Here is a 16,722-nt window from a genome sequence, read left to right as displayed (position 1 = left end):
CGTCCTGCTGAGCCTGCCTGTGTCCCACCACCGGGGGAGTTGGAAGTACCTGTGAGCACCCATACCGAGTCCGAGCGCCCGATCTCGCTGGCCGCGCCCAGCGGCATCGACCGCGCCGCGCACCACCGCCTCGACGAGGCGTGGCTCGCCGCGGCCTGGAGCCACCCCAGCACCCGCGTCTTCGTGGTCTCGGGCGGCCAGGTCCTGATCGACGACACCCCCGACGGCGGTACGGCGATCGTGATGACCCCGGCCTTCGAGGCCCCGGTCACCGAGACCCACCGGTACTTCCTGGGGACCGACGAGGACGGCGTACGGTACTTCGCGCTGCAGAAGGACTCGCTGCCCGGCCGCATGGACCAGTCGGCCCGCCCCGCCGGGCTGCGCGAGGCCGGAATGCTGCTCTCCCCGCGGGACGCCGGGCTGATGGTGCACGCGGTGGCGCTGGAGAACTGGCAGCGCATGCACCGCTTCTGCTCCCGCTGCGGCGAGCGCACGGTGGTCGCCGCCGCCGGGCACATCCGCCGCTGCCCGGGCTGCGGGGCCGAGCACTACCCGCGGACCGACCCGGCGGTGATCATGCTGGTCACGGACGACCAGGACCGGGCGCTGCTGGGCCGCCAGGTGCACTGGCCCGAGGGACGCTTCTCCACCCTCGCGGGGTTCGTGGAGCCGGGCGAGTCGATCGAGCAGTCGGTCATCCGCGAGGTCTGGGAGGAGGCGGGCGTCAAGGTCGGCGAGGTCGACTACGTCGCCAGCCAGCCCTGGCCGTTCCCGTACAGCCTGATGCTGGGCTTCACGGCGCGCGCCGTCACCTTCGACATCGAGGTCGACGGGGACGAGATCCAGGAGGCCCGCTGGTTCTCCCGCGACGACCTGCGCACCGCGATCGAGGCCGGCGAGGTCCTCCCGCCGGCGGGCATCTCCATCGCGGCCCGCCTGGTCGAGCTCTGGTACGGCAAGCCCCTCCCGAAGCCGGTCGCCGCGACCGCCTGACCCGCGCCGCACCCCGGACACCGACGAAGGCCCCCGCCGCGGCGGGGGCCTTCGTACGTCCGCGGACTTCGTCAGGTCGTGTTCAGGTAGGGCAGCGGGCCGGCCGGCTGCGCGGCGCTCACCCGGCGGATGACCGCGATCGCGAGGATCGAGCAGGTTGTAGCGGTTCTGCACGCTCGCGGTGTCGGTGATCTCCCGGGCCGCGGCGAGTTCGCCGACGGTGACCTCCGACAGCCTGATCCGCCCGATCTTGCCCTCGGCCCGCAGGTCCCGCAGCGTGCCGATCCGGTCGGCGAGGGGCGTCCGCGGATCGATGCGGTGCAGCCGGCGGAGCCCGATGTGCTCGACGCGCAGCCGGCGCAGCGCCTGCTCGACCTGCTCGCGCAGCGCGTCCGGCCGCGCGTCCCGCGTCCACTCGCCTGCCCCTCAGACACAGAAGCCCCCGCCGGGGCGGGGGCTTTCCGTGCGTGGTGCTCGGCACTCAGTACGTCGAAGGGCGGGACATCACACCGCGAGGGCCTGCTTGACCTGGGCCAGGCTCGGGTTCGTCATGACCGACTCGCTGCCGGCGACGGAGGTGACGAGAACGGTCGGAACCGTCTGGTTGCCGCCGTTCGCCTTCTCCACGAACGCCGCGGACGCGGGGTCGTGCTCGATGTTGATCTCGGTGTAGGCGATGCCCTCCCGGTCCAGCTGCTTCTTCAGCCGGTTGCAGTAGCCGCACCAGGTCGTGCTGTACATCGTGACGGTGCCCGTGTCCTGCATGCTGCGCTCTCCTCTGTGAAGGCTCGTTGGTCCGAGTACTCGAACGTACGGGACCGCGCGGCCATTCCCGGCCCCGGCCCCGGAGCCCTGTCAGGTGCGGCACCCCGCCCCGGTACGACCGGGCTCGGGTACGGCCCGCTCCGGTAGGACCGTGCTCCTATAAGACGAGATTCCCGTCGGACGAGCGCGGGCGGCCTGTGGACGGATTTCCCGGCCTCCCCGGGAGACCTGGCAAGCTGGCTGGGTGACATCAGCAACGCACTCCTCATCCTTCACGGCCGGCGCCGACTCGGCCGACGCGGTGCTCCTGGGCCTGGACCCGGAGCAGCGCGAGGTCGCGACGACCCTGCGCGGGCCGGTGTGCGTGCTCGCGGGCGCCGGTACCGGCAAGACCCGGGCGATCACCCACCGCATCGCCTACGGGGTCCGGTCCGGCCAGCTGATGCCGGCCAGTGTGCTGGCCGTCACGTTCACCAACCGCGCCGCCGGCGAGATGCGCGGCCGGCTGCGCGAGCTGGGCGCGGGCGGGGTGCAGGCGAGGACCTTCCACTCCGCCGCCCTGCGCCAGCTCCAGTACTTCTGGCCCAAAGCGGTCGGCGGCGACGTGCCCCGGCTGCTGGAGCGCAAGATCCAGTTCGTCGCGGAGGCGGGCGCGCGCTGCCGCATCCGCCTCGACCGGGGCGAGCTGCGCGATGTCACCGGCGAGATCGAGTGGGCGAAGGTCACGCAGACCGTGCCCGCCGACTACCCGGCGGCCGCCCGCAAGGCCGGCCGCGAGGCACCCCGGGACGTGGCCGAGATCGCCCAGATCTACGGGATCTACGAGCAGCTCAAGCGCGACCGAGGCATGATCGACTTCGAGGACGTGCTGCTCCTCACCGTCGGCATCCTGCAGGACCGCCACGACATCGCCGAACAGATCCGCACCCAGTACCAGCACTTCGTCGTCGACGAGTACCAGGACGTCAGCCCGCTCCAGCAGAGGCTGCTGGACCTGTGGCTCGGCGAGCGCGACACCCTTTGCGTGGTCGGGGACGCCAGCCAGACGATCTACTCCTTCACCGGCGCCACCCCCGACCACCTGCTGAACTTCCGCACCAAGTACCCGCAGGCCACCGTGGTCAAGCTGGTCCGCGACTACCGCTCCACCCCCCAGGTGGTCCACCTCGCCAACGGGCTCCTCGCCCAGGCCAAGGGCCGCGCCGCCGAGCACCGCCTGGAGCTGGTCTCCCAGCGCGAGACCGGCCCCGACCCGGTCTACGCCGAGTACTCCGACGAGCCCGCCGAGGCCGAGGGCATCGCCCACCGGGTCCGGGACCTCGTCGCGGCCGGCGTCCCGGCGGGCGAGATCGCCGTGCTCTACCGCATCAACGCCCAGTCCGAGGTCTACGAACAGGCCCTCGCCGACGCCGGAGTCCCCTACCAGCTGCGCGGAGCCGAGCGCTTCTTCGAGCGCGCCGAGGTCCAGAAGGCGATCCTCGCCCTGCGCGGAGCCGCCCGTTCCGGCGGCAACGACCGGCTGCTCGACGACGTCGTGGAGCTCGGGTCCCAGGTCCGGGCCGTGCTCAGCTCCACGGGCTGGACCAGCGCACCGCCCGCCGGTTCCGGAGCCGTCCGCGACCAGTGGGAATCGCTGGCCGCGCTGGTCAGGCTCGCCGAGGACTTCGCCCGCGGCCGCCCGGCCGCGACCCTGGCCGACCTCACGGTCGAGCTGGACGAGCGCAAGGCCGCCCAGCACGCCCCGACCGTCCAGGGCGTCACCCTCGCCTCGCTGCACGCGGCGAAGGGCCTGGAGTGGGACGCGGTGTTCCTCGTGGGCCTGACCGACGGCATGATCCCGATCACGTACGCGAAGACCGATGAGCAGGTCGAGGAGGAGCGCCGGCTGCTCTACGTCGGCGTCACCCGCGCCCGGCACCACCTGACGCTCTCCTGGGCCCTCTCCCGGACTCCCGGCGGCCGCGGGTCGCGGCGTCCCAGCCGCTTCCTGAACGGCCTGAGGCCGGGCTCCCTGGCGCCGGGAAGCAGGCCGGGCGGTCCGGCCGAGCCCGGGGTCCGCAAGCGGGGCCGCCGCGGGCCGGCCGTGTGCCGGGTCTGCCGCAAGACCCTGACCGACGCGGGCGAGCTGAAACTGATGCGCTGCGACGACTGCCCTTCGGACATGGACGAAGGGCTCTACGAGCGGCTGCGCGACTGGCGCGCCGTCCAGGCGAAGGAGCAGGGCATGCCCGGCTACTGCGTCTTCACGGACAAGACGCTGATGGCCATCGCGGAGGCCGCGCCCGCGCAGGAGGGAGAGCTCTCGATGATCTCCGGCGTGGGTGCCCGGAAGCTCGAGCGGTACGGAGCCGACGTGCTGGCCATCTGCGCAGGTGAGGACCCTGGGACGGAAGATTCTGACGACGCGTAGAAACTCGTCGGAAAAATAGTTTGCACATGCCCAGCGAAGCCCCATAGGTTCTTAGCAACGGAAACGGTGGCTTCTCCGAAGCCCCTGATCCGTGCTGTACTTATCCGAATACGCATGGGACCAGGCCTCCGGGCCGAAGTCCCCGAGACGCCGAGAGGAGGCGAGACCAGTGACCAGCTTCATCACCACCACCAAAATGACCGATCGCTCGGTCGCCGCTTCCTGCACCCTCGGCTCCTCCACGCTCCTTGCCCTCACGGGTACCGGCCTCCCGGGTACCGGTCTGTCCGCCATTTGCGCTGACAGCCCCGTCCTGCTCGGCGCGCTGCCGGTCAGTGAGCGCAATGAGCGACGGACCAAGGCACCGGTGGCAGTACTGGCAGCAGAAGCCCAGGCGCATGGCGCCTATGCCTTTGCGGCCGCAGCCGGTGCCGGATACCCGAAGACGCAGACGAAGAAGCAGCACCACCTGATGTGGGCCTACCGCGGGCTCGAACCCTGGAGTGATCCAGTCTGATCTGACGATCAGGCCGGCGCCTTCAGGGCCGCGGAACCCCACCCGGGATCCGCGGCCCTTCTGTTTGTCCCCGAACAGGGGACGACGGACCGAAGGGGCGAGGTACCCCAGCCGCCCCCGGCCGACCGGCCGGAACGACTAGACGAACAAGACGAGGAAAAAACCACCGTGCAACTCGAAGCGCACGCCCCGTCCGTACCGAAGACCCAGACCCTCTCCCCGCCCGCAGTAGTCCCGGAGGACTCCACCTTGACTCCCCTCACCGCGCTGACCGCGCTCGACGACGCCATCGAGAACCTCGGCGTGCCCGTCGCCTGTCGCACCTACGACCCCGAGGTCTTCTTCGCCGAGTCCCCGGCCGACGTCGAGTACGCGAAGTCCCTCTGCGGCACCTGCCCGCTGGTCGAGGCCTGCCTCGCCGGTGCGCTGGAGCGCCGCGAGCCCTGGGGTGTCTGGGGAGGCGAGCTCTTCGTCCAGGGTGTCGTCGTCGCCCGGAAGCGTCCCCGTGGCCGTCCGCGCAAGAACCCGGTTGTCGCGGCATGACCGCCAACGGAACCATCGACCGCCCCCTCACGCACGACCCCCTGAAGCAGGCCCTCATGTCCCCCCACGCCACCACGAGCGAGCAGCCGCACGGCGCCGCCACCGCAGACTTCATCACCGCCGGCGCGAACACCTCGCGTCAGAACAGGACCCGCGAAATGCAACTCATCCCAGAAGCCCTGGCTCGTGCCCATATGGACGACCGCATGCGTGAGGTCGACGCCGAGCGTCGCGCCGTGCGCCTGGTCGCCGCGCGGCGCATGCAGCGTCGGGCCGAGCGCGTCTCGCTGCGCGCCCGGCGCGCGCTGGCCATGGCCGTCATGCACTGATCGAGAGCCTGAGACGGCTCGGAGCGAAAGACCGGGGGGACCGGCCCGAAGGGGCCGGTCCCCCCGGTGCGTTGCGGACCCCGCCCCGGCCCCCGCGGGGATATCGTCTGGAGGTGGACCAGCCGACTCCCCACCCGGCGCCGCCGGGAACCGAGGCCCCGCCCGTCGTCTGCGCGCGCTGCGGCGCCCAGTCCCCGGCCGGCCCCCCGCCCACCTGGACGTGCTCCGTGGAGAACGGGACCAGACAGTACTTCTGCGTCGACTGCGCGCGTGCGAACCTCCGCGCCATCGAAGGCCGCCTCGACTCCGCCTGGTGGTGAGCGCCCGCGCCCGCCTGCCCGCGCCCGCCGCGGCCCGGCTCAGCCCTCGTCGGGCAGGAACCCCGGCAGCCAGGAGTCCAGTTCCTCGCGGAGCCTGACCGTGGCGCCGAGCTGGCACAGCACCCCGATGGTGCTCAGCGTCACCCGGTGGATCAGCAGGTAGGAGGGCGGCAGATTTATCTGCCGCCCCAACTGGTGCGCGGGGGAGCGGGGGTCGGCGATCCGCGCTGCCTGGCCGCGCAGCCAGGTCCGGGTGAAGGTGAACTCCTCGGCTTCGGCCGGCTCGAGCATCGGCCTCAGGTAGTCGAGCACCGCGTCGGCTTCCAGCTCGATGGACTCGCGCACGAACCCTTCCCCGCGCAGGTGCCCGTAGACCCCCTCGGCGTCGCCGTCCAGTGCCATCCGCAGCGACCGGCCGATGGGCTTGGGCCAGCCGCCCGGCAACCGGTCGACCGTCCCGAAGTCCAGTACGCCCAGCCGCGTCCGCCCGTCCGCCCCGGAGATCAGCCGGAAGTTGCCCGGGTGTGGATCGGCGTGCAGCAGCCCGGTGCGCGCGGGGCCGGAGAAGAGGAACCGGGCCAGCAGCTGTCCGGCGCGGTCGCGCTCCTGCGGGGTGCCGTCGGCGATCACCTCCGACAGCGGAGTCCCCTCGATCCAGTCGGTCACCAGCACCTGGTCGCCCTGGTGCACCACGTCCGGGACGACCACGTCCTCGTCGCCGACGAAGGCGTCCGCGTGCGTCCGCTGGGCCTCGGCCTCCAGCTCGTAGTCCAGCTCCTCCGCGACCCGGTCGCGCAGCTCCTTGATCAAGGGCTTGATGTCCATGCCCGGAATCAGCGGCCCCAGCAGCCCCGCGAACCGGCTCAGCTGCTTCAGGTCCGACAGCAGGGCCTCACCGGCCCCCGGGTACTGGACCTTGACCGCCACCTGGCGGCCGTCGTGCCACACCGCCCGGTGCACCTGTCCGATCGAGGCCGCCGCCGCGGGCTTGTCCTCGAACTCCTCGAACAGCTCCCGCCAGTCCGCGCCGAGCCGCTCCGACAGCACCTGGTGCACGGTGGCCGCGGGCAGCGGCGGGGCCGCCTCCTGGAGCTTGGTCAGCGCGGCCCGGTAGGGCCCGGCGACCTCTTCGGGCAGCGCGGACTCGAAGACCGAGAGCGCCTGGCCGAACTTCATGGCGCCGCCCTTCAGCTCTCCCAGTACGCGGAACAGCTGCTCGGCGGTGCGCTGCTGGAGCTCGCGCGCCACTATCTCCGCCGACTTGCCGCCGAGCCGCTTGCCGAGCCCCCAAGTGGCCCGGCCCGCTATGCCGAGCGGCAGCGCGGCCAGCTTGACGGTACGGGTGACCGCCTTCCGGGGAAGATCAGACATGCGCCCCTCCAATTCCCAGACAGCTGAGCCGCAAGCGACGGTCCGGGGGAGCCCCCCGAAGGCCTTTCCGGCCAAAGGCATCCTGTCATGACCCTCCGAGCCCACCCCCTTCGCGTGCCGTGCATCTGGAAGCCGGTCCGACCCCCGGGCAACGGCGCGCACTGATCGTCAACCTCCGCAGCCTCATCCCCGTCATCCCCTCCGCCGAGCCCCGGATCGAGGGGTTCTGCCGGGTACTTGAGGAGCGGCTCGCGGCCGAACCGACCCCGTAGCCCCCTCATGCCCCCACTTCCTGGCCCGCCGGTACCTTCGACGCCTCGCACGGGCAATCCGGGTGCGGACGCACCGGGGTGGACCGCCAGTGGAGGGTCGGGAGGGCGGCCTCCCAGCGGGTGGCGGTGGAGGCGGGGAGTTCGCCGTCGAGGAAGGACAGGGCGTGGGCCGCGGCCAGGCCGGCGACGGCGGTGGACAGGCCCAGGTCGCAGGCGGCGGCGGTGCGGCGGCGGTGGGCCGAGCGCCACTGGACCAGCATGCGCGGCCAGGCCGGGTCCCGGTCGATCCGGTCGCGCTCCATGCAGCCGGCGCACGCCGTGGCTCCGGGGAGGACCAGCGGTCCCACCAGCCCGGTGCCCTCCAGCACCCCCGCGTAGAGGTGAGGGGTGCCGGTGGTGATCCAGTCGGCCGCCGTCTGGGGGTCGGGGGCCCAGGACTGCAGGCCGTCCCGGGGCGCGACCACCACCAGGGCCAGCCCCGGCTCCGGCCCCTCGCTCTCGCCGGCCCGGGGCCCGCGTCCGGGGGCCGCGTCGCGGACCGCCGTCCGCGCGGCCTCGGCGCGCAGTCGTCCCACGCTGCCGGGGCCCAGACCGCCCGGCGCCACGTCCGCCGGCTGGGTGCGGCCGCCGTCGAGCACCTCGACCCGGCCGATGCCCGCTCCGGCCAGGACCGAGGCGATCACCGCGCCCACCCTGCCGCTCCCGCGCACCTGAACCCGTATCACCCGGCGGGCGGCGACACCCTGTAAGTCCCCGCCCGGCCGGGGGCGGACCAAGGACAGCGACCCCAGGTCCGGGCCCAGCCGCTCCAGGGCCTCCGGTCGGTCCCGCACCGCCTGGGCGTGCGGGCCGCCCGCCGTCGCGTCGTCGAGCAGCCCGGCCGCCGCCAGCCTGCGCACCACCTCGTCGACCCGGCCGTCCGGAAGTCCCATCACCTTGCCCTCGGACCGGAGCAGCTCCATGCCCCGCGTCCCGTCGATCAGGTCGAGGAGCGAGCCCGTCGCCGTGTCCACGGGGCCGAGCACCACCGCGTGGGCGGGCGTCACCCCGAATTGCACCGTCTGCAGATCCCGCCACGCCCGTGCCAGCGCCGGCTTCACCTTCGGATACATCGCGGCCCTCCCTCGATTCGCGGTTCGATTCACGCGCCGCATTCCGCCGGGAGCGCGTCGCTTTCCGCAAGATTGCCCGCCCGGCGAAAAGCCTGCGCAAGTTTGTCCACAGGTGAGGGGTATTAGGTATATGAAATGAATGGTGCCGCCGACTGCGCAACGGTTCGTGTTCGACCCGGGGAGGGGCGGGACTTCCGCCGTGGCGAGCGGGTACCGTCATGGCGTGTCAGCCGATCCACCGCAGCGCGCCGTCGAAGTCCGCCGGAGCGCACGCCGCCGAAGGACCGTGTCCGCCTACCGCGAGGGTGATCGTACGGTCGTCCTCATCCCTGCCCGGATGTCCGAGGCCGAGGAGCAGCGCTGGGTGGGCGTCATGCTCGACAAGCTGGCGGCGCAGGAGAGCAAGCGCACCTTCGGGGACGCGGAACTCGCCGAGCGCGCCGAGCGTTTGTCCGGGCAGTACTTCAACGGCCGCGCCCGCCCCCGCACGGTCCGCTGGGTCACCAACCAGAACACCCGCTGGGGCTCCTGCACCCCGGCCGAAGGCAGCATCCGGCTCTCGCACCGCATCCAGGGGATGCCGGAGTACGTCGTCGACTACGTGCTGCTGCACGAGCTGGCGCACCTCCTCGTGCCCGGCCACGGTCCCCGTTTCTGGGAACTGCTGGAGGCGTACCCGCGCACGGAGCGGGCGCGCGGGTACCTCGAAGGGGTCGTCGCCGCCGAACGCCTTCCGAAAGTTCCGGCCGCCCGCGAGGAGTGATCCGCATTTAATCGCCATTTGTCCGGGATGTCACACCTCGTGATATGTACCGGGTCGGTACCGACTTGGCCGGATGTCCGAGGTTGGCGTTAGCCTGAGCGGCACGCATTCACAGTCGGGATGGGGGACGGTCTTACGTATGGCCAGGGAATTCCAACGCGGTCACAAGGCCAAAATCAGTGATCTGACGGCGGGCACGGACCTCTACGTGGGTGTCCAGCTTGCCGGGCCCGGGCTCGCCATCGACATCAGTTGCTTCGGCCTCGACGCCAACGAACAGCTTTCGGACGACCGCTACTTCGTCTTCTTCAACCAGCCGAAGTCGCCGGAGGAGTCCATCCAGCAGCTCGGCGCGCAGTCCGGTGACACGGAGTCCTTCCGGGTGACCCTGGACCGCATTCCGGCCAACATCCACAAGCTCTCCTTCGCCGCCTCGATCGACGGCGCGGGGCAGATGTCGCAGGTCGGCCCCGGCTACATCCGCATCGTGGCGGGTGGCGAAGAGGTCGTCCGGTACTCCTTCTCCGGCTCGGAGTTCAGCACCGAGCGCGCGCTGATGATCGGCGACTTCTACCTCAAGGACGTCTGGCGCTTCGCCGCCGTCGGCCAGGGCTTCGACGGCGGGCTCGCCGCGCTGCTCCAGAACTTCGGCGGCGAGGTCGCCGAGGAGGAGCAGCCCGCACCGCAGGCGCAGGCCCCGGCCGGCGCGCCCGGCTTCGCCCCGCCGCCGCAGGGAGCCGCCCCGGCGCCCTCCTTCGGCGCTCCCGCCCAGGCGCAGCCCCCGGCCCAGGCGCCCTCCTTCGGCGGGCCGCCCCAGGCCCCGGCGCCCGCCCAGGCCCCGGCCCCCGCGCCGTACCAGCAGCCCGTCCACGCGGCCCCCACCATGGCCGCACCGATGGGCGCGCCCCTGGCACCGCCCGCCCCCGCGCCCTACGGGCAGGTTCCGCCGCCCGCCCCGGCCCCGGCCCCGTACGGGCAGCAGCCGCAGCCCTCGTACGGCCAGGTCCCCGGCCAGCAGCAGCCCCCGTACGGCCAGCAGCCCCAGGGCCAGCAGCCCGGCTTCGGGCAGCAGCCCCAGGGCTACGGCCAGCCCGCCCAGGCGGTTCCCGCCGCCGGCGCCGGACTCGCCGCCGCCCTCCAGCCGTACAAGGAAGCGCCCACCGGCGCCCGCTGGACCCCGCAGAACCAGCAGCTCATGCGCGTCGACCTGGCCATGGGCGGCCAGGCCGTCCTCGCCCGCCAGGGCAGCATGGTGCTCTACCAGGGCAAGGTCGACTTCAGCTACAAGGGTGCGGGCTTCGCCGGCCGCGTCGTCGGCAACGCCACCGGCCAGGAGATGCAGCTGATGCGCTGCACCGGCCGCGGCCAGGTCTTCCTCGCGGAGAACGGCGCCCACCTGCACGCCATCGAGCTCCAGGGCGACGGCATCTGCGTCTCCGCCGAGAACGTCCTCGCCTTCGACGAGTCGCTCCAGCACGAGATCCGCCGCATCGAGGGCCACGGCATCCCGGGCGGCGCGCTGTTCACCATGCAGTTCCAGGGCACCGGCACGGTGATCGTCAAGACGCACGGCGTGCCCGTCGTCCTGCCCGTCACCCCGACCACCTTCGCGGACAGCAACGCCATAGTCGCGTGGTCCTCGGCCGCCCAGGTGATCATCTCCAGCCAGGTCCGGCTGCGCCGCAACGCCTACCCCGGCCACAGCGGGGAGACCGTGAACCTCCAGTTCCGCGGCGCTCCCGGCAACTTCATCGTCGTCCAGCCGTACGAGGTCTGAGGGAGCCCCACATGAATGCCATGAACGCAATGAACCAGCAGCTCGCGGGCTACGCCCCGACCCCCGTCACGGCCCGCATGGAGAACCACGGCCGCGCGATGCTCAAGGTCGCCATGCAGAGCGGCCAGGACCTCTTCGCGCGCACCGGATCGATGGTCGCCTACGAGGGCTTCGTGCAGTACGAGCCGAACCCGCCGGCCGTCCGCCAGATGGCCTCGCAGTGGCTCACCGGCGAGGGCGCCCCGCTCATGAAGTGCACGGGCGACGGCCTGCTCTACCTCGCCGACTACGGCGCGGACGTGGTCGTGATCAACCTCAACAACGACTCGCTCTCCGTCAACGGCACCAACCTGCTCGCCTTCGACGCCCACCTCCAGTGGGGCGTCGAGCGGGTCAAGGGCATGGCCAAGTTCGCCGGACAGGGCCTGTTCAACGTGTCGGTCGCCGGCACCGGCTGGGTCGCGATCACCTCGCGCGGCACCCCGATGGTGGTCGACTGCGGCCGCGGCGAGGACGAGACGTACGTCGACCCCGACGCGCTCGTCGCCTGGTCCCCGAACCTCAAGGTCAAGGGCAAGCGCAGCTTCAAGGCCTCGTCGATGATCGGCCGGGGCAGCGGGGAGGCCTACCAGATGGCCTTCTCCGGCCAGGGCATCGTCGTCGTACAGCCCAGCGAGGACAGCACCGACCGGCTCCGGGCCCGGGGCTGAGGGGGAGAAGACACACCATGCAGAGCTCACTTTTCGCCCACGCCGAGGCGCAGACCCAGGAGCGGTACGCCGTCCAGAACCCGCAGCTGCTGCGGGTCTCGCTGACCGGCTCCGACGACGTGCTCGCCCGCAAGGGCGCGATGGTCGCCTACCAGGGGATCATCGACTTCGACGGCGAGTACCAGAGCACCACCCAGCGCAATGCCCGCGCCCGCACCGGTGAGGGCCTCGACCTGATGCGCTGCTCCGGACAGGGCACGGTCTACCTGGCCAACCTGGCGCAGTACGTCCACGTCGTGGACGTGGACCAGGAAGGCCTCACGGTCGACAGCAGCTACGTGCTGGCCCTGGACTCCACCCTGCACACCGAGGCCATCGCGGTGGACAGCCAGTACGGGATCTCCGGCTCCGGCAAGTACCAGCTCAACATCACCGGCCGCGGCAAGGTCGCGCTGATGACCTCCGGGCAGCCGCTGATGATGCAGGTCACGCCCGACAAGTACGTCAACGCCGACGCGGACGCCATCGTCGCCTGGTCCACCTCGCTGCGCGTGCAGATGCAGGCCCAGACGCACTCCACCGGCGTGTGGCGGCGGCGCGGCAACACGGGTGAGGGCTGGGAGCTGAGCTTCCTCGGCACCGGTTTCGCCCTGGTCCAGCCCAGCGAGGCGCTCCCGCCGCAGAACGCCCAGATCGGGCAGGGCGCGGCCGCGCAGTTCGGCATGGGCCAGCACGGCGCCCACGCGCAGAACCAGAACAACGCCTGGAACTGATCCGGGTCCGGACGGCGACGTCCGCGTACGCACGGACGGAAGGGGCGGCCCCGCATCGGCGGGGCCGCCCCTTCCCGTGTCCGGCCGGCTAGAGCCGCGCCAGGGTCGCCTCCAGCAGCCGCACCACCGAGGTGTCGGCCACCTCCGCCACCTGGGCGTACGGGAACCAGCGCAGGTCCAGCGACTCGTCGCTGATCGCCTCGAGGGCACCGGCGGGCGCCAGCACGGCGTACTGCACGTCCAGGTGCCAGTTGCACGGAGCCGGGATCGGGTGCCGGTCCAGCCGCACCGGGCCGCCGGGCACCAGGGTCAGTCCCTCCGCGATGCCCGACTCCTCCACGGCCTCGCGCAGCGCGGCCCCGGCGATGCTCGTGTCACCGGGCTCGCAGTGGCCGCCCATCTGGAGCCACATGCCGAGCTTCTTGTGCAGGGTCAGCAGGACGCGCTCGCGCTCCGGGTCGATCACCAGCGCGCTGCCGGTGATGTGCCCCGCCCGGCAGGGCTTGTAGACCCCGTCCGGGTGGGCGGCCAGGTGCTCCAGGTACAGGTCGCGCAGCTCGGGCTGGTCCTCGTAGGACTTCAGGACCAGCACCGTGTCGTCGTACAGGGTCACTTCTTGTCGTCGCCGTCCTGCTCGCGCTTCTGGGCGGCCTCGCCCAGCATCTTGTCGATCTCGGAGAAGTCCAGCTGCTCGCGGTGCACGAACCCGTCCGGGTCGTCCAGGTCGGAAGCGGTCGGCAGCATGTCCGGGTGCTCCCACAGCCCGTCACGACCGTCCACACCACGGGCGTCCGTGAGCGAGGCCCACAGCCGGGAGGCGTCGCGCAGCCGGCGAGGCCGCAGCTCCAGCCCGATCAGCGTCGCGAAGGTCTGCTCCGCCGGGCCGCCCGAGGCGCGCCGCCGGCGCATGGTCTCGCGCATGGCGTCGGCCGAGGTCAGCCGGGGCTTGGCGGCCTCGTGCACGACCGCGTCCACCCAGCCCTCGACCAGTGCGAGCGCCGTCTCCAGACGGGCCAGCGCGGCCTTCTGCTCGGGGGTGTCCTGCGGCTGGAACATGCCGCCCTGGAGGGCCTCCTGCAGCTGCTCCGGATTCGACGGGTCGAGCTGGCCGACCACGTCCTCCAGCTTCGAGGTGTCGACCTTGATGCCCCGCGCGTACCCCTCGACCGCGCCGAAGAGGTGCGAGCGCAGCCACGGCACGTGCGCGAAGAGCCGCGCGTGGGCGGCCTCGCGCAGGGCCAGGTACAGCCGCACCTCGTCGGAGGAGACGCCCAGGTCCTTGCCGAAGCTCTCGATGTTCAGCGGCAGCAGGGCCGCCTTCCCGGCCGGGCCCAGCGGCAGCCCGACGTCGGTCGAGCCCACGACCTCACCCGCGAGGGTGCCCACGGCCTGGCCGATCTGCTGGCCGAACATGGCCCCGCCCATGGAGCGCATCATGCCGAGCAGCGGGCCCGCCATGGCCTGCATCTCCTCGGGCAGGACGCCGCCCATGGCCGCGCCGACGCGCTCGGCGACCGGGTCCACGAGCTCCTTCCACACCGGCAGGGTCGCCTCGACCCATTCGGCGCGGCTCCACGCCACGGCCGTGGCGGCGCCCGACGGCAGCGAGGTGACGTCGTCGAGCCAGTGGTCGGCGAGGCGCACGGCCTCCTCGACCGCCGACTTCTCGGCGAGGCCCACGCTGGCGTCCTTGACCCCGTCCGAGGTGCCCTGCGCCACGGTCTGGCGGGCGATGTCCTTGGCCATGTCCCAGTTGACCGGACCGCCCTCGTAGCTCAGCATCTGGCCGAGCTGCTGGAAGGCGGCGCCGAGGTCGTTCGGGTTCATGGAGCCGAACATCGCGGCGAAGGGGTTGTCGGCGTCGCCCGGACCGCCGGAGCCGCCGGGCAGGCCCGTGCCGAACCCGAACGGAGTCGGGCCGCCCTGACCGCCCTGGTTGCCCTTCTTCTTGCCCTCGTCGCCGTTGTCCGGCTCCTCGGGCGGAAGGCCGAATCCGAATGGGGTGTCGCTCACGGGTTTCCTCGGCTCGTAGGGCCGCCGGCGGGAGCCGGCGGGCAATGGTTCGACAACAGTGCTTCGACAACACCACCCAGCGTAGACACCAGACCCGCTTCCGGGCTCGGTGCTCCGCTGACTCCTGGGCTGCGGCAGGATGGACATCGACTGGTGGGTGCGCGTTACGGCGCGTCCCTACTGAAGACAACCGCTGGAGACGCCTGGTGAGTTCCCCAGATCCGCACGCTTTGGACGAGCAGGGCCCGGAAAACCGCCCTGAGCACGGCGAGGACGCCCAGGGCGTTCGCCGCACGCGAAACCCGGGCGGTTCCGCGCGCCGAGGCCCCGTGATCGCCGTGACCGGCGCCGCCTCGGGAGTCGGGGCGGCCCTGGTGACGAGGCTGGCCGCGTCCGAGGAGGTCAAGCAGGTCGTCGCGATCGACGAGCGGCGCGGGGAGTGCGCCGACGCGCAGTGGCACCTCCTGGACGTACGGGACCCCGCGATCGCGGAGAAGCTGCGCGGCGCGGACGTCGTGGTGCACCTGGCCCTCGACCTCGACCTGGAGACGGACCCGGCGGCCCGTACGGCGTACAACGTGCGGGGGACCCAGACCGTGCTCACCGCCGCCGCCGCGGCCGGAGTGCACCGGGTCGTGCTCTGCACCTCGGCCATGGTCTACGGGGCCCTGCCGGACAACGACATCCCCCTGTCCGAGGACGCCGAGCTGCGCGCCACCGCCGAGGCGACCGGCGTCGGCGACCTGCTGGAGATCGAGCGGCTGGGCCGCCGGGCGCCGCGCGCGCACCCCGGCCTGAACGTCACCGTGATCCGCCCCGCGGTCCTGGTCGGCGGCACGGACACCGCGCTGACCCGCTACTTCGAGTCCCCGCGCCTGCTGGTGGTGGCGGGCTCCCGCCCGACCTGGCAGTTCTGCCACGTCGAGGACCTGGTCAGCGCGCTGGAGTACGCGGCCCTGGAGAAGGTCGAAGGAGAGCTGGCCGTCGGCTGCGAGGGCTGGCTCGAACAGGAGGAGGTCGAGGAGCTGAGCGGCATCCGCCGCATGGAGCTCCCCTCCGCCGTGGCCCTGGGCGCGGCGGCCAGGCTGCACCGCATCGGCCTCACCCCGTCCCCCGCGGGGGACCTGGCGTACACGATGCACCCGTGGGTGGTCAGCGTCAGCGGGCTGCACGCGGCGGGGTGGCGGCCGCGCTGGACCAACGAGGAGGTGCTGGCGGAGCTGCTCCAGGAGGTCGCGGGCCGGCACACCGTCGCGGGGCGCCGACTGGGCCGCAAGGACGCCACGGCGGCCGGCGCCGCGGGTGCGACGGTCGCGCTGCTGGGCGCCGCCGCGGCGATCCGCGCCGCCCGCCGGCGCCGGGGCATCTGACGGGGCCCGGGCGGCCCTCCGGCCCGGGCCGCCCTCCCGTGGCCGGCGGGTTCCTGTAGGAGGCTCCCAAGGGGGCCGGTGGGGCCCTGGTGAAACTGCTATTCCGCCGGGTCGGCGGCTAGGGCACGATGGAAGGTATGGCACCGCACTTCGACCACCCCGGCGAGCACGCCGCTCCGGACCCGATCCGGCTGCTCGAAATCCGTGAGACCCCGCTCTCGATCGACGAGGTCTTCCAGGCCGTCGGCGACGACGCGACGGGCGGCACGACGCTCTTCGTCGGCACGGTGCGCGACCACGACAGCGGGGCGGACGTCGACCAGCTCGGCTACTCCTGCCACCCCTCGGCCGAGGCGGAGATGCGCCGCGTCGCCGAGCGGGTCGTGGAGAAGTACCCGGTCCGCGCCCTCGCCGCCGTCCACCGCATCGGCGACCTGGCCGTCGGCGACATCGCGGTGATCGTCGCCGTCTCCTGCCCGCACCGCGGCGAGGCCTTCGAGGCCGCCCGCATGCTGATCGACGACCTCAAGCACGAGGTCCCGATCTGGAAGCACCAGACCTTCTCGGACGGCACGGAGGAGTGGGTCGGCGCCTGCTGAGGCGGGGGCCGGCGGGCCGGCCCGTGGGGCGGCCGTGAAGGATGGGGCTTGCCCCGTTCGGACGCGCAACACGCCCTCGATT

The 16,722-nt window shown here is 72.3% G+C and carries 18 protein-coding genes and 1 pseudogene; 13 read left to right on the top strand and 6 right to left on the bottom strand.

Annotated features, from left to right (window positions below; translation table 11 throughout):
• Nucleotides 1–39 precede the first annotated feature (39 nt).
• Nucleotides 40–996: an NAD(+) diphosphatase gene (gene nudC / locus OG730_RS14700; RefSeq protein ID WP_389435626.1), complete on the top strand. Its 957-nt coding sequence runs from the start codon at nucleotides 40–42 to the stop codon at nucleotides 994–996.
• A gap of 123 nt (nucleotides 997–1,119) precedes the next feature.
• On the opposite strand, the pseudogene OG730_RS14695 reads toward nudC, so the two are convergent.
• Together OG730_RS14695 and OG730_RS14690 are read right to left on the bottom strand one after the other, a co-directional pair.
• Nucleotides 1,120–1,419, bottom strand: a pseudogene (locus OG730_RS14695) (aldo/keto reductase); the annotation flags it as partial.
• 81 nt (nucleotides 1,420–1,500) lie between these two features.
• Nucleotides 1,501–1,761 (bottom strand): mycoredoxin, encoded by a 261-nt coding sequence (locus OG730_RS14690; RefSeq protein WP_327304662.1) that lies wholly within the window; start codon nucleotides 1,759–1,761, stop codon nucleotides 1,501–1,503.
• Nucleotides 1,762–2,005: 244 nt separating this feature from the next.
• Here OG730_RS14690 and OG730_RS14685 point away from each other — a divergent pair, with 244 nt between their 5' ends.
• From OG730_RS14685 to OG730_RS14665, 5 genes are all read left to right on the top strand, one after another.
• Nucleotides 2,006–4,171, top strand: coding sequence for an ATP-dependent DNA helicase UvrD2 (locus OG730_RS14685; RefSeq protein ID WP_327304661.1), 2,166 nt, complete (start codon nucleotides 2,006–2,008; stop codon nucleotides 4,169–4,171).
• 169 nt (nucleotides 4,172–4,340) lie between these two features.
• Nucleotides 4,341–4,688, top strand: coding sequence for a hypothetical protein (locus OG730_RS14680; RefSeq protein ID WP_327304660.1), 348 nt, complete (start codon nucleotides 4,341–4,343; stop codon nucleotides 4,686–4,688).
• 168 nt (nucleotides 4,689–4,856) lie between these two features.
• Nucleotides 4,857–5,231 carry a WhiB family transcriptional regulator gene (locus OG730_RS14675; protein ID WP_266881030.1) on the top strand — a complete coding sequence of 125 codons (375 nt, stop codon included), beginning with the start codon at nucleotides 4,857–4,859 and terminating at the stop codon, nucleotides 5,229–5,231.
• The gene (locus tag OG730_RS14670; RefSeq protein WP_327304659.1) at nucleotides 5,228–5,560 is read left to right on the top strand and encodes a putative WhiB-interacting protein; all 333 of its coding nucleotides are present in this window, start codon (nucleotides 5,228–5,230) and stop codon (nucleotides 5,558–5,560) included. Before OG730_RS14675 ends, OG730_RS14670 begins: the two co-directional genes overlap by 4 nt.
• A gap of 113 nt (nucleotides 5,561–5,673) precedes the next feature.
• A complete protein-coding gene (locus tag OG730_RS14665) occupies nucleotides 5,674–5,880 on the top strand; it encodes an ADP-ribosylation factor GTPase-activating family protein (protein ID WP_266881032.1) in 207 nt (68 codons plus the stop codon).
• 39 nt (nucleotides 5,881–5,919) lie between these two features.
• On the opposite strand, the gene OG730_RS14660 is transcribed toward OG730_RS14665, so the two are convergent.
• Nucleotides 5,920–7,251 (bottom strand): ABC1 kinase family protein, encoded by a 1,332-nt coding sequence (locus OG730_RS14660; protein ID WP_327304658.1) that lies wholly within the window; start codon nucleotides 7,249–7,251, stop codon nucleotides 5,920–5,922.
• Nucleotides 7,252–7,370: 119 nt separating this feature from the next.
• Here OG730_RS14660 and OG730_RS14655 point away from each other — a divergent pair, with 119 nt between their 5' ends.
• On the top strand, nucleotides 7,371–7,523 hold the full coding sequence (locus OG730_RS14655) for a hypothetical protein (protein WP_327304657.1): 153 nt from the start codon (nucleotides 7,371–7,373) through the stop codon (nucleotides 7,521–7,523).
• Nucleotides 7,524–7,528: 5 nt separating this feature from the next.
• Here the strand turns inward: OG730_RS14655 and OG730_RS14650 are convergent, their stop codons facing one another.
• Nucleotides 7,529–8,635: a ThiF family adenylyltransferase gene (locus OG730_RS14650; RefSeq protein WP_327304656.1), complete on the bottom strand. Its 1,107-nt coding sequence runs from the start codon at nucleotides 8,633–8,635 to the stop codon at nucleotides 7,529–7,531.
• A 139-nt stretch (nucleotides 8,636–8,774) separates the two neighbouring features.
• On the opposite strand from OG730_RS14650, the gene OG730_RS14645 reads away from it, so the two are divergent.
• From OG730_RS14645 to OG730_RS14630, 4 genes are all read left to right on the top strand, one after another.
• On the top strand, nucleotides 8,775–9,398 hold the full coding sequence (locus OG730_RS14645) for a M48 metallopeptidase family protein (RefSeq protein WP_442814919.1): 624 nt from the start codon (nucleotides 8,775–8,777) through the stop codon (nucleotides 9,396–9,398).
• Nucleotides 9,399–9,537: 139 nt separating this feature from the next.
• Nucleotides 9,538–11,175, top strand: coding sequence for a TerD family protein (locus OG730_RS14640; RefSeq protein ID WP_327304654.1), 1,638 nt, complete (start codon nucleotides 9,538–9,540; stop codon nucleotides 11,173–11,175).
• A 29-nt stretch (nucleotides 11,176–11,204) separates the two neighbouring features.
• Nucleotides 11,205–11,885 (top strand): AIM24 family protein, encoded by a 681-nt coding sequence (locus tag OG730_RS14635; protein WP_327309266.1) that lies wholly within the window; start codon nucleotides 11,205–11,207, stop codon nucleotides 11,883–11,885.
• A gap of 17 nt (nucleotides 11,886–11,902) precedes the next feature.
• Nucleotides 11,903–12,658: an AIM24 family protein gene (locus OG730_RS14630; protein ID WP_327304653.1), complete on the top strand. Its 756-nt coding sequence runs from the start codon at nucleotides 11,903–11,905 to the stop codon at nucleotides 12,656–12,658.
• A gap of 88 nt (nucleotides 12,659–12,746) precedes the next feature.
• Here OG730_RS14630 and OG730_RS14625 read toward each other — a convergent pair whose 3' ends face one another.
• Together OG730_RS14625 and OG730_RS14620 are read right to left on the bottom strand one after the other, a co-directional pair.
• Nucleotides 12,747–13,271, bottom strand: coding sequence for an NUDIX hydrolase (locus tag OG730_RS14625; protein ID WP_327304652.1), 525 nt, complete (start codon nucleotides 13,269–13,271; stop codon nucleotides 12,747–12,749).
• A complete protein-coding gene (locus tag OG730_RS14620) occupies nucleotides 13,268–14,671 on the bottom strand; it encodes a zinc-dependent metalloprotease (RefSeq protein ID WP_327304651.1) in 1,404 nt (467 codons plus the stop codon). The genes OG730_RS14625 and OG730_RS14620 overlap by 4 nt, the downstream gene beginning before the upstream one ends.
• 206 nt (nucleotides 14,672–14,877) lie before the next feature.
• On the opposite strand from OG730_RS14620, the gene OG730_RS14615 reads away from it, so the two are divergent.
• Together OG730_RS14615 and OG730_RS14610 are read left to right on the top strand one after the other, a co-directional pair.
• Complete coding sequence (locus tag OG730_RS14615; protein ID WP_389435613.1) at nucleotides 14,878–16,041, top strand: SDR family oxidoreductase; 1,164 nt, start codon at nucleotides 14,878–14,880, stop codon at nucleotides 16,039–16,041.
• Nucleotides 16,042–16,178: 137 nt separating this feature from the next.
• Nucleotides 16,179–16,640, top strand: coding sequence for a molybdenum cofactor biosynthesis protein MoaE (locus tag OG730_RS14610; RefSeq protein WP_327304650.1), 462 nt, complete (start codon nucleotides 16,179–16,181; stop codon nucleotides 16,638–16,640).
• The last annotated feature ends 82 nt before the right edge of the window (nucleotides 16,641–16,722 follow it).

It is taken from the genome of Streptomyces sp. NBC_01298, assembly GCF_035978755.1.
Taxonomy (GTDB): Bacteria; Actinomycetota; Actinomycetes; order Streptomycetales; family Streptomycetaceae; genus Streptomyces.
The sequence above is the reverse complement of the archived record's forward strand: the minus strand, read 5'-3'. Positions and strand labels throughout refer to the sequence as shown.